The following is a 14,533-nucleotide window of genomic DNA, read 5'->3' on the forward strand; positions in this document are numbered from 1 at the left end:
ACGCGAGTGGGCCGGAAGATCGCTTCCGGCCCAGAGTGGCGGCAACTTATTTGGCGGCCGGTGCATAATGGATGACACTGCGAATGCTTTCGCCTTCATGCATCAGATGGAAGGCATGGTTGATCTCCTCAAGCGGCATGGTGTGGGTGATGAAATCGGACAGTTTGAATTCACCGGCCAGATAACGTTCAACATAATTTGGCAGTTCAGAACGGCCTTTAACCCCGCCAAAGGCCGTACCACGCCAGACACGCCCGGTAACCAGCTGGAACGGACGGGTAGAGATTTCCTGCCCGGCCCCGGCCACACCAATAATCACGGATTCACCCCAACCCTTGTGGCAGCATTCCAATGCCGAGCGCATGATGTTGACATTGCCAATGCATTCAAAGCTGTAATCAACGCCGCCATCGGTCATATCGACAATCACCTGCTGGATCGGTTTGTCGAAATTTTTGGGATTGATGCAATCGGTCGCACCCAGCTGTTTGGCGAGATCAAATTTCTTTTCGTTAATGTCGATGGCGAGAATGCGTTCTGCCCCCGCCATCTGGCAGCCAATAATTGCCGACAGGCCAATGCCACCCAGCCCGAAAATGGCAACGGTATCGCCCTTTTTCACTTTGGCGGCGTTGGTGGCCGCCCCCATGCCGGTGGTTACACCGCAGCCCAGCAGGCAAACTTCTTCCAGTGGGGCGGCCTTATTGACCTTGGCGACCGAAATTTCCGGCAGAACGGTATATTCAGAAAAGGTCGAGCAGCCCATATAATGGAAAATCGGCGTGCCGTTTTGCGAAAAGCGCGTGGTGCCATCGGGCATCAGGCCCTTGCCCTGGGTTTCGCGGATTTTGCTGCACAGGTTGGTTTTGCCCGATTTGCAGAATTTGCATTCGCCGCATTCCGGTGTGTAAAGCGGAATAACATGGTCGCCTACGGCCACACTGGTCACACCTTCACCGATGGATTCAACAACGCCGCCGCCTTCATGGCCCAAAATGGCGGGAAAAATGCCTTCGGGATCATCGCCCGACAAGGTGAAGGCATCGGTGTGGCAAACGCCGGTCGCGGTCAGTTTAATGCGCACTTCGCCTGCTTTGGGCGGCGCGACCTGAACTTCCTCGATCGACAGCGGTTTGCCCGCTTCCCAGGCAATGGCAGCTTTGCAGGTGATGGTTTGTGCAGTCATGGTAAATCCTTTTCAGACCAGCGGGAATGCATACAAGGATGCAAAGATATGAAGGAAAGTTTATTTGTTTCCGAGAAAATGTTAATCCCGTATTTATGCAAATAACTTTTACGGTGTAGTAATAATGAATGCGTGGGACGGGATCAGCGAATGTATCGCGGTGGCGGAATGCCAAAGTTTTACCGGGGCTGCCGCGCAGCTGGGTGTTTCGATCGCCCATGTCAGCCGCCAGATCACGGCGCTGGAAACCCGCCTGGGCAGCAAGCTGTTTTACCGAACGACGCGCAAGGTCACCCTCACCGAAGCGGGGCTGATTTATTATCAGCATTGCCGCCAGTTGCGCGATGGCCTGGAAGAGGCGGAACGCGCGATTAGCAGCCTGCAAGATACCCCGCGCGGAAAATTAAAACTGACAGCCCCCACCACTTACGGCGAAAGCGTCATTGCCCCGCTGATCAATGATTTTGTCGCCCGCTACCCGGAGCTGGAAGTAAATTGCCGCTTTACCAACCAGAAGCTGGATTTGATTTTGGAGGGGTATGATCTGGCGATCCGGCTGGGGCGGTTGGAGGGAACCCCCGGAACCATCATGAGCCAGCGGCTGTCATCGCGCCGTTTATATGTGTGTGCCGCACCGGTTTATTTGTCCAAGCGCGGCGAGCCCCATAGCCTGTCGGAGCTGTCGCGGCATAATTGCCTGCCCGGCACGCTGGATTATTGGCGGTTCGAGGAAAATGGCCGCGAACGCACCATTCGCATCCACGGCAGCATCACCGCCAATAGCGGCCAGGCCCTGCTCGATGCCGCGCGCAAGGGCCTTGGCCTTGTGCAATTGCCCGATTTTTACGTTGATCCCTATATCGCCAGTGGCGAGCTGGTGCCGATCCTTACACGCTATCAACCGTCTGACGAAGGCATTTGGGCGCTGTACCCCGCCAACCGGCATTTGTCATCAAAGGTGCGGATGCTGGTGGAGCATTTGGCACGGTATTTGGGGTGATTTTGATCGTGTATTGGATGGAAATAACATAAGATTTAAAGGTCAACCTTCTTATAAAAGCTGAATAGTTAATCTGTGAACCTATCAAAGGCCTTCTTTTAGATGAGTGAGCTAAAAGCAGAAAATTAGTAGTGAGGAACAATGCTTTATGCGTTGGTCGATGGAGTAAAGCGTCAACCGATTGCTAAGGGGGAAAGAACGGCCTGCCGCGAATGTGGCGGAGTTTTAACTTCGGTTATTCCTTCAAAAAACGTTAGGCATTGGAGGCATAAGGCTGGAGATTGTGATTGCTGGAGCGAATCTGAAGGCCCTTGGCATCTTGGCTGGAAAGAAGAGTTTCCAGAGGAATGCCGTGAAATTGGGCTTTTTGACGACGTTGCTGGTGAATGGCACCGTGCTGACGTGCTTTGTGGAAGGAATACGCCTCAGGCAACTGTTTTGGAATTGCAGCATTCCAGCATAAGTGAGCAAGAGCGTATTGAACGAGAGGTATTTTATCGTCAACGGCACCGAATGTTTTGGCTAGTTCATCTTCATGATGAGAGAAGCTTTGCTGGAACGAATTTTCGCTTATCGCTGGGGCTTTCTTCTCGGTCTGTGACGGTTGACGGTCGCACTTTTGAGATAGTGTATTTCGCATCAAGAAGTAGTCAGTTCATTGAGAAATGGAAGCGATCATCTGCATACGTGTTCTTTGACTATGATGGGCATATTTTTTTTCTTGCAGGTGAGGCACTTTCAAAGAAATTAAATGGAGGTCAGCCATTGGAAGAAGGATATTTTGCTTATTCTCGAATTAGTCGATCAGAATTTATTCGTGCCGTGCATAAGTTTGCATGATGTTTTTGATGAATGGTTCAAGTTCATTTAGTTGGCTTAAGCTATAGACGCTTGGAGCGTTAGGCAGCGGCGTTTTTACGCTCGGATGATTTCCGGGATGGCAGAGCCTGACCAAGTGAAAACCCATTGGTCGCCCTGGCGGATATTTTGCACAAGATGGGGGCGCAGGGCGGCGATGCAGTGGCCGTCAGCGTGGCGGACGGACGGGTAAAGCAGGCCATTGCCGCCTGATGCCAGAAGGGTGCGGGCTAGCGCCTGCCCGGCGGGATAGGCAATGGCGGGCGAGGGATCAAGGGCGGAAGTTTGTGGATGCGGAGTGAGATCGTGAAACGGGGCGTTGAACCCGGCGATCAGCTCGCGATAGGCGGTGGTATTTTCAAAAATGCCGGTATTTTCAAGCTCACGGGTTAAATGCCAGGCGACTTCGGCCTGTGCGGTTTGGGTGGCCTTTTTGCCATAGGCGGCATACCAGGCCCCGCGTTCCGCGCTGTTAAACCGGTTGCCCTCTGCGTGGGTATAACAAAAGGCTGCGTTGACATAGCTCCAGCCATAACCATGGGCCGGGCTTAGCAGTTCGCTTGGCGCCAGCCCGCCCGGAATGGAAAGGGGCGGTTGCAGCCGTGCCGATGTCAGCCCTTCGATTTCGGCAAGAAGATCCAGCTCGTCATCGCTATCGGCAAGCGGGCTTAGGGCGGGTTCATCAATATAAGCGGTCGGAATCAGCCGAATGGTATGGTTGCTGGTAAAATCCCGGCTTTGCAGGTCGGCTGCATTTATCAAACACCACCCCGCAGCGCATCAATATGTTGGCGAACCCGCATCATCGCCGGGATGCCGCCATCAAGCATGATCTGGATCGGGGTTTTGTTGTTAAAGCCTGCACCCTTGTTGGGGGTTTTGGGCCAGCCATAGGTAAGCGGGCCGTTAAACAGCAACCGCAAGCCCTTAAACAGGCCGATTAACAGGCTGGCACGTGTCACCTTGTCCTGATCGAGTTTACCCTGAAAAGACCCTGCTTTCATGCGGCTCCAGGTGGCTGTCGGGACATCAAAAAGTGCGGCGGCTTCGGCATTGGTCAGGCCCCATGCGTTGGCGGTGCGCACAATCGCCTTGACCAGAACGGCTATTTTATCGCGTTCCGTCATGGGCCGCACAATGCCTGCTTCGCCATCACGGATAACGGGATGAAGCATGTTTTCCTCCATATGATGTGATTAAATCTATCATATGATAAGAATTGAGCAAGAGGTTTTGGATGTCTGGTTGCTGTTGCCGGGGCGGTGGTTGTGATAAACCGCAATGTATGATGCCGACCCGCTGCATCCCATGAAAATATGACATGTAACGGATCGGTTTTATTCACGGGGATAGATGTATTATGCCACCGAACGGTGACATAGACATGTGTTTTACTGCGCCGTCCAGCCGCCATCGACCGACAGGCTGGTGCCGGTCATTTGGTCTGCTGCGGGCGAGCACAGGAAAACCGCCGTCTGGCCGATTTGTTCGGGGGTGACAAAGGTTTTGGACGGGTGTTTGTCTGACACCAGCTCTGTTGCCGCTTCCTCGACCGACACATTGTTTTTCTCGGCCAGGGCCTTGATCTGTTTTTCCACCAGTTCGGTGCGGACCCAGCCCGGACAGATCGAATTGGCGGTAATGCCGGTTTCGGCGGTTTCAAGGGCGACAACCTTGGTAAAGCCGACAATACCGTGCTTGGCGGCAACATAGGCAGCCTTTTGCGGGGAAGCGACAAGGCCATGCGCCGATGCGGTATTGATCACCCGGCCCCAGTTTTGCTTTTTCATATGCGGCAGGGCCAGCCGGGTGGTGTGATAGGCCGATGACAGGTTGATTGCGATGATCGCATCCCATTTTTCAATCGGGAAATCTTCGACAAGGGCGGTATATTGAATGCCGGCATTGTTAACCAGAATGTCCACGCCACCAAAATCGCTGGCGGCCATTTTCATCATGTCTTCGATCTGGTCGGGTTTGGAAAGGTCGGCACCGCTATAAAGTGCTTTGACGCCAAATTCACTTTCGATGCCGAGGCGAATTTGTTCAATTTCGCCAGCATCGCCAAAACCGTTAAGCATGACATTGGCACCTTGCCCGGCAAGTGCCTTTGCCATCGCAAGGCCGATACCGCTGGTCGAGCCGGTTACAAGCGCGTGTTTGCCTTTAAGCATGGTGGTTCTCCATTGTCCGATGAGGGGGCGTTTGGCGGGTTTGCCCTTATGAGGTAATCCGATCATGCCGCAGCGCAATCGTTGAGGCAAGGAATCACGGTGTGGTTGCTTGCGCTTGATTGATGTTTCACCTTTTTTGCGAATGCGGCACCGCAGTGCTGGCTGGTGCGATCAGGTGCCGATGCCGTATTTGCGCAGTTTATTGGCAACCGCTGTGTGTGACAGCCCCAGTCGGGCCGCAAGTTTGCGCGAACTGGGATAATCGGGGTAAAGCCGTTCAAGCAGGCTTTTTTCGAGTAAATCCATTGCTGCACCATGATTTTCACAAAACAGCGCCTGATCAATCAGAGAGGTTTCGAGCGTGTTTTGCGAGGTCGCGGCGGTTGATAGTGCATTTTCGGGCAAAAGGGGCCCATTTTGCGGTGGCGACGCTGTTTTATCGTCGTATTGCGATGCCGAATGCGGGCCGTAAGCCGATTGCAGGTCGGCGGCGGCCAAAATATCGCCATCAAGCAGGGCAACGGCGCGAAACAGGGTGTTTTCAAGTTCGCGGACATTGCCTTTCCAGTCGCGGGTGACAAGCCATTGCAAGGCATCGCGCGCGATTTTGGGGCAGGGGCGTTCGGTTTGGCGGGCCGCACGGGCGACAAAATATTGCGCCAGCGCGTCAATATCCTCGCGCCGCTCGCGCAGGGGCGGCAAGGTGATGCCAAGAACATTGAGGCGGAAATAAAGATCCTCACGAAACGTTCCATCATGCGACATGGCTTCAAGGTCGCGGTTGGTCGCGCTGATGATGCGCACATCGGCCGAAATTTCCTCGGTTCCGCCCACACGGCGAAAGCGGCCATCTTGCAAAACGCGCAGTAATTTGGCCTGCAAATAGGGCGATAGCTCGCCAATTTCATCTAAAAACAGGCTGCCGCCATCGGCCAGTTCCAAAAGCCCCGGTTTGCCGCCGCGCCGTGCGCTGGTAAAGGCCCCGGCGGTATAGCCAAACAGTTCGCTTTCGGCCAAACCCTCGGGCAGGGCGGCACAGTTCAGGGCCAAAAACGGTTGGCCGTTGCGTTTGCTGGCCCGGTGGCAGGCGCGGGCAAACAGTTCCTTGCCGGTGCCGGTTTCGCCTAAAATAAGCAGCGGCGCATCGACAATCGCCAGTCTTTGGGCCTGGGTTTTAACCCGCGCCAGCGCACGGCTGTCGCCAATAATGTCGGCAAATTCGGTGTGATTGCGATCCTGAAGGGCGGTGATGACCCGGCCCAACCGCGCTGCACGGTGAAAAATCAACACCCCTCCCCATGGGGCGTTATCTTCGCGGGGGCCACCATCGTGCACCGGGCTGCCATCCTCGACCTGGCCAATCGGTTCGACCTGCAACAGGTAGGTTTGCCCGCCCAGCGTCACCTCGCGTTCGCTTTGCGAAAAGCCGTCCCGGCGCAGGCTTGCGATATCTGGTTCGGCTAAGATGCTGGCAAGAGGCTGGTCGCGCAGGGTTGTTTTGGATGTACTGGCAATTTTTTGTGCCGCCGGGTTAACCTGTGCAATCAGGCCGTTGGCATTAACCGCAATAACCGGGTCGCCAAGGGCGGCCAGGGTGGCGTGAAGCTGGGCGCGGCGGCGTTCGGTCGGTAAATGGTCAATCGGCTGCGCATTATGAATGCCGGGCACCCGCATCAGGTGGCGCGCCAGTTCGGCAAAATCATCGGGGGCAAGGGCGGGAATGTCGGCATAGATATGGTGCGGGGTGACTTCAAACGCCCGAATATCCAGTCCGCGCGCCGTTAAGGTGTTTACAACGTCGCGGGTAATGCCAAGGCGGTTTTCGCCGGTGATTTCAAAGCGCATCCGTACACCTTAATTTACAGCGTAAACTATTATATACATATATAAGGCGCTGTTTTTGCGAAAGACAAGCATTTCTGCGGCGTGTTGCTTCGGGTGTGTAAACTTTACGATACAGGTATAATTTGTGGAATATTTTTAAGATGTTGAATTCAAACAAAAAGCTGAAACTGGCACGGCGGTTGCGTTGATGAGGGCAGAACAGTTTAAAAAACGGGAGTGCCTTTATGTCTTCGTCAAACCATGCCCACCGGAACGCCAAAGCCGGTTTTGCCACCCGCGCTATTCATCATGGCTATAATCCTGCCAGCCATAACGGCGCGTTGAATCAACCGGTTTATATGAGCTCGACCTTTGCCTTTGATACCGCCGAGCAAGGCGGACGCCGCTTTGCCGGAGACGAGGGCGGCTATATTTATTCGCGTATTGGCAACCCGACATTAAGTTTGCTGGAAGACCGCCTGGCAACCCTGGAAGGTGGGGAAGCCGCCATTGCAACGGCCTCGGGCATGGGGGCGATTACCTCGGTTTTCTGGACGTTGATTTCGCCGGGCGATGAAGTGATTGTGGACCGGACATTATATGGCTGCACCTTTGCCTATTTCCGCCACGGGCTGGAACGGTTCGGGGTTAAACACACCCATGTTGATTTGTCGGACCCGAAAAATCTTGAAGCCGCGATTTCGGACAACACCAAGGTGGTTTATTTTGAAACCCCGGCCAACCCCAATATGCGTTTGGTCGATGTGCAGGCCATTTCCGACATTGCCCATAAACACGGGGCCAAGGTGGTGGTGGATAACACCTATTGCACCCCATATCTGCAACGCCCGCTGGAAATGGGGGCGGATATTGTTGTGCATTCAGCCACCAAATATCTGGGTGGCCATGGCGATTTAATGGCCGGTGCCATTATTGGCACAGCCGAGGATTTGACCGATATCCGCCTGGTGGGGCTAAAGGATATGACAGGGGCGGTGCTTTCGCCGCAGGATGCCAATCTGGTGCTGCGCGGGTTGAAAACCCTGGAATTGCGCATGGAACGCCATTGCGACAATGCCGAAAAAATCGCGGCGTTTCTGGAAGCGCACCCGCAGGTTGAGGCGGTTTATTACCCCGGCCTTGAAAGCTTTGCCCAGCATGACCTTGCCAAAAAACAGATGACCCGTTTTGGCGGCATGATCGCGTTTGAGCTGAAAGGCGGAATTGAAGCAGGCCGTAAAATGATGAACAGCCTGCAAATGATTGCCCGTGCCGTGAGCCTTGGCGACGCCGAAACCCTGATCCAGCATCCGGCCTCGATGACGCATTCCACCTATAGCCCCGAAGAACGCGCTGAATATCAGATCACCGATGGTTTGATCCGCATTTCCGCCGGGCTGGAAAGCATTGATGACATTCTGGCCGACCTTGAAAACGCGCTGGATTATAAGTATTTAGCTGTTGCTGAGTAGTGAGGAAGGGTGTTTCTTGGGGGGCTTGTGTTTAACGAATGCAATTCGTCTATTGTGCCTTGCAAATAAAATTGTTGAATGGCCAATGCAAAGTCGATTCAATACAGGCCCGAGGCAATTAAAATAGCGGTAAAATGAGAGACATTGACGTTAGGCAGGCTCTTGAGAGACAGGTTTTGCGTGATCATAACGCTGATCCGAATACTCTTGTTGTGCACGAATTGGGTGTGTTGGGCGGGGCGTCAAGAGTGGATATTGCCGTTGTTAATGGCTCGCTGCACGGGATTGAAATCAAGTCAGACAAAGACACATTGGGGCGCCTCTCCGAACAGTCCAGAGCTTATTCCCGTATTTTTGATAAGGTTACGATTGTTTGTGGTGAGAGACATTTTGAAAAAGTAGAAGAGTGCGTGCCGGCGTGGTGGGGAATAAAAGTAGCTGTTTCTGGTCCTCGCGGTGGTATAGAGTTTTCCCAAGAACGCTTTCCAAAACTGAATCGATCACAGGAGCCGGAAGCGCTTGCTTCGTTGTTATGGAAAGATGAGGCCCTAGATGTTCTAGAGAAGCACGGAGTGGCAAAAGGGGTTCGTAGTAAAAATAAGGCGGCAATTTATCGCCGCCTTGCCGAATGTTTGTCGGTTGACATACTGCGTGATGCAGTTCGCGATCGTTTGAAAACTAGGGTAGGTTGGCGATCTGATCGATAACGAAATGCAAGTGGTGATTGGTTGGAGCTTGCCTCCAAGATTGTCCATTTCCTGGCCCTGATAGTTCTTTAGCTACATTATCTATGAAAGTATCGCCCCAAGAAAAGTGACTCCCACACCAAGAAGGATGCTTGGTAATTTTTCTCGCTAGATCAAAGTATTGACTCGCACCGCCTCTTTGCGCGTTGGTAATTCCGTAACCTCTGAAGATGAACCATTCATTCTGAGATGTATAACGTATGCTAGCGCTCATTCTCATTAGGCGTGGGTCAATTTGCGAGACTTCTGGATTGCTGATTGCGTAATCTCCGAAAGAGGGTAGGCGGGGTAGTTGTGGAGTGGCGATAATATTTTGCCAAAGTTGCCAGTCGCTTCTTGGGGTTGAGGATATGCCTATCCCGAAATTCGACAAATTTACGGGGAATGCGGAGCTTAAAAGTGTTAAGGTTCGAGAGTTCAAAGCGAAAGAGTTCGTTGATATAAAATTGGTTGCAAGTGATTGAAATATCGGTACTTGGTTGTCGCCCCCGATAAAACCTAAATCGAGTACTAGGTCGACTTGATTTTCGGCCAAGTTAAAGTTTTCTAGCAGATTCTTAAGGTCGGAATTGAAAATGGCAGAGCTTAATGTTTCTTGCTCTATTTTTATGCACAGCCCTCGACCGTCGCGCGCAATAATAGCTTTGACAGCTTGTTGATAGTTTTTAGGTCTTGATAGCGACGTAACAGGTATAGCTGCTGAACCCGCCGATGACAGCTGTCTAAAAATATAATCTAGCGGGTGAGAGTCATCATTCATTTTGTCGGTTTCACTAATTGATGGCCCGTCAATGAATATTTGATCAAGTCCCCAGTTGCCGCTTATTAAGTCCGGAAAGCGATTGATGTGTTCTTCAATAGTTTTTTTGTACTCCTCTAGGTCATAGTCCCAGTCCCGTTCAGGGATTTCAAGTAGCGGGGTTAACTTGCTTCGCACAGGCTGCGTGAGCTCTTTTAATGCAATGAACTCTCCCATCTTTCCACGTAAGAGAGGGACATAATGTTTATGATCAAAATTCATCATGTATTCCTTTTTTAGTAAGAAAATTAAAGCAGTAAAATTATATTTTGTTTTTGTGGATATGTGAAATTATTATTGAGAGGGGCGATTTATGTGATTTTTTTAAGAGTTATATAGAATTATATCGTTTACTTTAATGGTTCTATATATTGAGTTCGGGTTGGGCTGTTTTCTTTTTCATCGTGTAAAAAATAGAACGTATGAATGATATTTTGCCTGTTCTTGAAAGGCGTTCGACGTCGGACCGGTGGCAGCGACCTCGGCTTAAGGCAGTAATGCTTGCAGTTGTTGCCGGGGAGAAAACAGTGTTGGTTGCAATGGCTCACTCTTGTGTCATTCACCTTAGACAGTGGATGTCCGACGGGTCAATTTTGCATAGATGATCAAATCAGATCTTGCGCCCTCTTTCCCAAGTGTTGAAGGCATTGCTTAATGTAGGTGCTGCGCAAGAGGTGCTCGTTGTTCGGAGAAATGACCTTACGGTTACAAGGGCCGAATCGCCATTTGGGTCGGTTTATGGGCAAAAGGGCCGGTTTTGGTATTCGACAATTTTATGAAATCTTGCGTGAGATGATCGAAGATTTTTCAAAACTGTCGCTGGTTCTGCCAATTTTGGCAAAATCGCTTGCCTAGCGTCGATCCGTTTTAAAAATACGCATTCAGGTACCAAAATAAAGGCGCGCCTTAATCCTCAGGGCCGGTCCGCTTTCAAGAAACGGGAGAAAGAAATTGGCAGCAAACAGCGATACCGATATGACAGGCGAAATTATTGAAGCCACGGCTGGCACCAGCGTTTCGGCAACCGATTTGAAAATGCTGGCCGAGGTGGAAAAAAAGGTGCGCTGGCTGTCAAGCTGGACCATTCACCACGCCAACCATATCCGGCCTAAGCGCGATGGTATCAAGGTTGGCGGGCATCAGGCCAGTTGTGCATCGCTAAGCACCCTTATGACCGCCCTTTATTTTAATGTGTTGCGCCCGCAAGACAGGGTGGCGGTAAAACCCCACGCGTCACCGGTTTTTCATGCCATTAACTATATGTATGGTCGGCAATCGCGTGAAAAGCTGGAAAATTTCCGGGCTTTTGGCGGGGCGCAGTCTTATCCGTCGCGCACCAAGGATGGCGATGTTGTGGATTTTTCAACCGGGTCGGTCGGGCTCGGTGCCGCGGTCACCAACTTTGCCGCCTTAACCCAGGATTATCTGCGTTATAAAAACATGCTGCCCAATGGCGAAAAGCCGGGCCGGATGGTGGCGCTGGTCGGCGATGCAGAGCTTGATGAAGGCAATATTTACGAAGCCTTGCTTGATACCTGGAAACACGACATTCGCAATGTCTGGTGGGTGATTGATTATAACCGCCAAAGTCTGGATGGCATGATTGATGCCCACCTGTTTCGTGTGATTGGCCGGTTTTTCCGCGCTGTGGGCTGGAACGTCATCACCATTAAATATGGTCGCAAACTGCACGAGGCCTTTGGTCGTCCGGGCGGCAAATCGCTTAAAAAATGGCTCAATGAATCGCCCAATGATGTGTATTCCGCATTAACCTTTCAGGGTGGCGCCGCCTGGCGCAAACAGATTTTGGCCGATATGCCGGGCGATAATGCGCTTGCCAGCCTGCTGGCCGATTATGACGATGATGCCCTGCATGACCTGATGACCAATTTGGGCGGGCATTGCATGGAGGCAATTTTAAACGCCTTTGAAAATGTGCCCAACGACAAACCCACCGTGTTTATCGCCTATACCGTCAAGGGTTTTGGCCTGCCGCTTCAGGGCCATAAGGATAACCATGCCGGGTTGATGAATGTGGCGCAGATGGAAGGCTTTCGCAAAGCCAACAATGTTGCCGAGGGTGAAGAATGGGATATGACCGCCGGGTTGGATTGCGCCGCCGACGATCTGCGCGCCTTTGTTGATGCCGCCCCGTTTAACAACCGCCAGCCCCGCCAGAAATTTGCCGAAATCATCACCGTGCCGGAAATGCCCTATCAGCGGGCAGATACAAGCAGCACCCAGGAAGTGTTTGGCAAGATCCTCAATGAACTGGCGAAAGCCAAAAACAGCGATTTTTCCGACCGTATTGTCACCACATCGCCCGATGTGACGGTGTCGACCAATCTGGGCGGCTTTGTAAACCAGCGTGGCCTGTTTGCGCGGGAAAATCTGGCCGATGAATTTCGCGACCGCAAGGTGCCCTCGGCCCAAAAATGGATCAGAACGCCCAAGGGCCAGCATGTGGAACTGGGCATTGCCGAAAACAACCTGTTTTTGAACCTTGCCGCCCTTGGCCTGTCGCACAGCCTGTTTGGTCAGCGGTTGTTTCCCATTGGCACGCTCTATGATCCGTTCATTGCCCGCGGGCTCGATGCGCTGAATTACGCCTGTTATCAGGATGCGCGCTTTATGGTGGTGGCAACACCCAGTGGTATTTCACTGGCACCCGAAGGCGGCGCGCATCAATCGATTGGAACACCCATGATTGGCATGGGCCAGCCGGGCCTGACCAGCTTTGAACCCAGCTTTGGCGATGAAGTGGCCGCTGTGATGGGCTGGTCGTTTAATCATATGCAGGATAAAGACGGCGGATCGGTTTATTTGCGCCTGTCAACCAAACCGATGGCGCAACCGGAACGTGAACTGGATGACGCGACCAAATCCAGCATTGTGCGCGGGGGCTACTGGCTGCGCGAACCGGGCGAAAATTGCAAAATGGTGCTGGCCTATTGCGGGGCAATGGCACCCGAAGCCATTGCAGCGTGGGAACAGCTTAAAGACGACCATCCGGGCCTTGGCCTGTTGGCCGTTACCTCGACGGACCGTTTATATAATGAATGGCAAGACCTGGAACGCGCCCGGCTGGAAGGCAAGGCAGGTGACGACATGGCCCACATTGAAAACCTGCTGAAGCCACTTGCATCAGATGCCCGCATGGTCACGGTGATTGACGGCCACCCGGCGGCGCTGGCGTGGCTTGGCGCGGTGCGCGGCCATGCTGTGGCCCCGCTGGGAATAAATGCGTTTGGTCAATGCGGCGACAGCATCGATCTGTATAAGCATTACCAGATCGACACCGCAGCCATCCTGCGCGCGGCCAAGCGGTGGGACTGATCACCCGGTAAAACGGGACGGCGAAAGGGAGGGCTTTAGCTCTCCCTTTTTGTTTGGGCACGCGCACATATGTGCGCTACCAGAAATTCGACGTTCGGAACGCGATCTGATGATTACGAGGTTAGAAAAACGCCTGCTTAATTCCGTCAATGATGAACTGGATGGCGAGGGCGGCGAGGATCATGCCGAGCAGGCGCGAGATGACGGTGGCGACGGTGGGGCTGAGGCGTTTGGCGACCAGGCCTGACAACAGGAACATCACCAGTGCGCAGACCATGACCAGCCCGACAACGCCAATCACGCCGGTTTGCATAACGATATTGTCCTGATATTTGCCCATCAGGAGCATAACCGTGGCAATAGAACCAGGACCGGCCAGAAACGGGATCGACATGGGGAAGATCGACACATCTTCGTGGTCGTCTTCATCATGGGGGGCGGTTTGTGCCGGTTTGGATGCCGGGGTTTGCCCAGGCGTGACGGTGGTACTGGTACTGGCAACTGTGCCTGTATGCGGGCTGGTTGCGGCTTGCGGCGGTTTGGCATCAGACGGGATTTTGCTGCCGGCAACGATTTGGTCATCTTCGTGTTCAAGTTCCTGATGAACCTGTTCGGCGCGTTCATTCCGTTTTTTGCCGCGCCGTTCAAACAGCATTTCAAGGGCGATCAAAAACAGCAAGGTTCCGCCCGAAATGCGAAAGGCGGGCATATGAATGCCAAAAATACCTAGTAGTTTTTCACCCAGCAGGGCAAAGGCCGTTAAAATCAGAAAGGATGTGATACAGGCCCGGATCGCCATGCGGCGGCGGTGAGCCGTGCTGGTATCCTGGGTCAGCACCAGAAAAACCGGAACCAGCCCCACCGGGTCGATAATTACAAACAGCGTAACAAAGGCGGCGATCAGTTCGCTTAACATGCTGATATCGGGCATGGGATTTCCTTTTTTGCTTGATCATCCGTCGATGTAAGGGTGCATTTTTTGCACATCACGCCGTAATTGTCGCCATAAACAGGCGGTTTTCAGCTCGCCCGAAGTCACCGGAAAAGCCAGCGTTGATTTACGCGTTTGAACGAGAAAGGTAAATGCCCGGTTCCCGATGTTGCCGGTAATTGTCGGGGCAACCATGCCCTGTCGGCG

General features: G+C 52.7%; 12 protein-coding genes. 5 read left to right on the forward strand and 7 right to left on the reverse strand.

Features of this window, described 5'->3' with window-relative positions; genetic code table 11:
• Positions 1-46 precede the first annotated feature (46 nt).
• Positions 47-1,171 carry an S-(hydroxymethyl)glutathione dehydrogenase/class III alcohol dehydrogenase gene (locus tag J4E05_RS12290; protein WP_503012347.1) on the reverse strand — a complete coding sequence of 375 codons (1,125 nt, stop codon included), beginning with the start codon at positions 1,169-1,171 and terminating at the stop codon, positions 47-49.
• 139 nt (positions 1,172-1,310) lie between these two features.
• Here J4E05_RS12290 and J4E05_RS12295 point away from each other — a divergent pair, with 139 nt between their 5' ends.
• Both J4E05_RS12295 and J4E05_RS12300 read left to right on the forward strand, forming a co-directional pair.
• Complete coding sequence (locus J4E05_RS12295) at positions 1,311-2,186, forward strand: LysR substrate-binding domain-containing protein (RefSeq protein ID WP_349595935.1); 876 nt, start codon at positions 1,311-1,313, stop codon at positions 2,184-2,186.
• 141 nt (positions 2,187-2,327) lie between these two features.
• The gene (locus J4E05_RS12300; RefSeq protein ID WP_349595938.1) at positions 2,328-3,026 is read left to right on the forward strand and encodes a competence protein CoiA family protein; all 699 of its coding nucleotides are present in this window, start codon (positions 2,328-2,330) and stop codon (positions 3,024-3,026) included.
• A gap of 75 nt (positions 3,027-3,101) precedes the next feature.
• On the opposite strand, the gene J4E05_RS12305 is transcribed toward J4E05_RS12300, so the two are convergent.
• The 4 genes from J4E05_RS12305 to J4E05_RS12320 form a co-directional block, all read right to left on the reverse strand.
• Positions 3,102-3,806, reverse strand: a complete 705-nt coding sequence (locus J4E05_RS12305; RefSeq protein WP_349595940.1) for an RES family NAD+ phosphorylase — start codon at positions 3,804-3,806, stop codon at positions 3,102-3,104.
• Complete coding sequence (locus tag J4E05_RS12310) at positions 3,803-4,219, reverse strand: antitoxin Xre-like helix-turn-helix domain-containing protein (protein WP_349595943.1); 417 nt, start codon at positions 4,217-4,219, stop codon at positions 3,803-3,805. The genes J4E05_RS12305 and J4E05_RS12310 overlap by 4 nt, the downstream gene beginning before the upstream one ends.
• A gap of 216 nt (positions 4,220-4,435) precedes the next feature.
• A complete protein-coding gene (locus J4E05_RS12315) occupies positions 4,436-5,218 on the reverse strand; it encodes a 3-hydroxybutyrate dehydrogenase (protein ID WP_349595946.1) in 783 nt (260 codons plus the stop codon).
• Positions 5,219-5,389: 171 nt separating this feature from the next.
• Entirely contained in the window at positions 5,390-7,063 is a 1,674-nt protein-coding gene (locus J4E05_RS12320; RefSeq protein WP_349595949.1) for a sigma 54-interacting transcriptional regulator, read from the reverse strand.
• A 224-nt stretch (positions 7,064-7,287) separates the two neighbouring features.
• Between J4E05_RS12320 and J4E05_RS12325 the strand changes: the two genes are divergently transcribed.
• Both J4E05_RS12325 and J4E05_RS12330 read left to right on the forward strand, forming a co-directional pair.
• Complete coding sequence (locus J4E05_RS12325; RefSeq protein WP_349595952.1) at positions 7,288-8,514, forward strand: methionine gamma-lyase; 1,227 nt, start codon at positions 7,288-7,290, stop codon at positions 8,512-8,514.
• Between the two features lie 134 nt (positions 8,515-8,648).
• Positions 8,649-9,221 (forward strand): sce7726 family protein, encoded by a 573-nt coding sequence (locus J4E05_RS12330; protein WP_349595955.1) that lies wholly within the window; start codon positions 8,649-8,651, stop codon positions 9,219-9,221.
• Here the strand turns inward: J4E05_RS12330 and J4E05_RS12335 are convergent.
• A complete protein-coding gene (locus tag J4E05_RS12335; RefSeq protein ID WP_349595957.1) occupies positions 9,193-10,284 on the reverse strand; it encodes a beta family protein in 1,092 nt (363 codons plus the stop codon). The two genes, J4E05_RS12330 and J4E05_RS12335, sit on opposite strands and share 29 nt — an antisense overlap.
• Before the next feature lie 750 nt (positions 10,285-11,034).
• On the opposite strand from J4E05_RS12335, the gene J4E05_RS12340 reads away from it, so the two are divergent.
• Positions 11,035-13,395 (forward strand): thiamine pyrophosphate-binding protein, encoded by a 2,361-nt coding sequence (locus J4E05_RS12340; protein ID WP_349597566.1) that lies wholly within the window; start codon positions 11,035-11,037, stop codon positions 13,393-13,395.
• A gap of 121 nt (positions 13,396-13,516) precedes the next feature.
• On the opposite strand, the gene J4E05_RS12345 is transcribed toward J4E05_RS12340, so the two are convergent.
• Positions 13,517-14,326, reverse strand: a complete 810-nt coding sequence (locus J4E05_RS12345; RefSeq protein WP_349595960.1) for a MarC family protein — start codon at positions 14,324-14,326, stop codon at positions 13,517-13,519.
• Between the last annotated feature and the right edge of the window lie 207 nt (positions 14,327-14,533).

The sequence above is a fragment of the Thalassospira sp. NFXS8 genome (genome assembly GCF_040148805.1).
In the GTDB taxonomy this organism is placed as follows: domain Bacteria; phylum Pseudomonadota; class Alphaproteobacteria; order Rhodospirillales; family Thalassospiraceae; genus Thalassospira.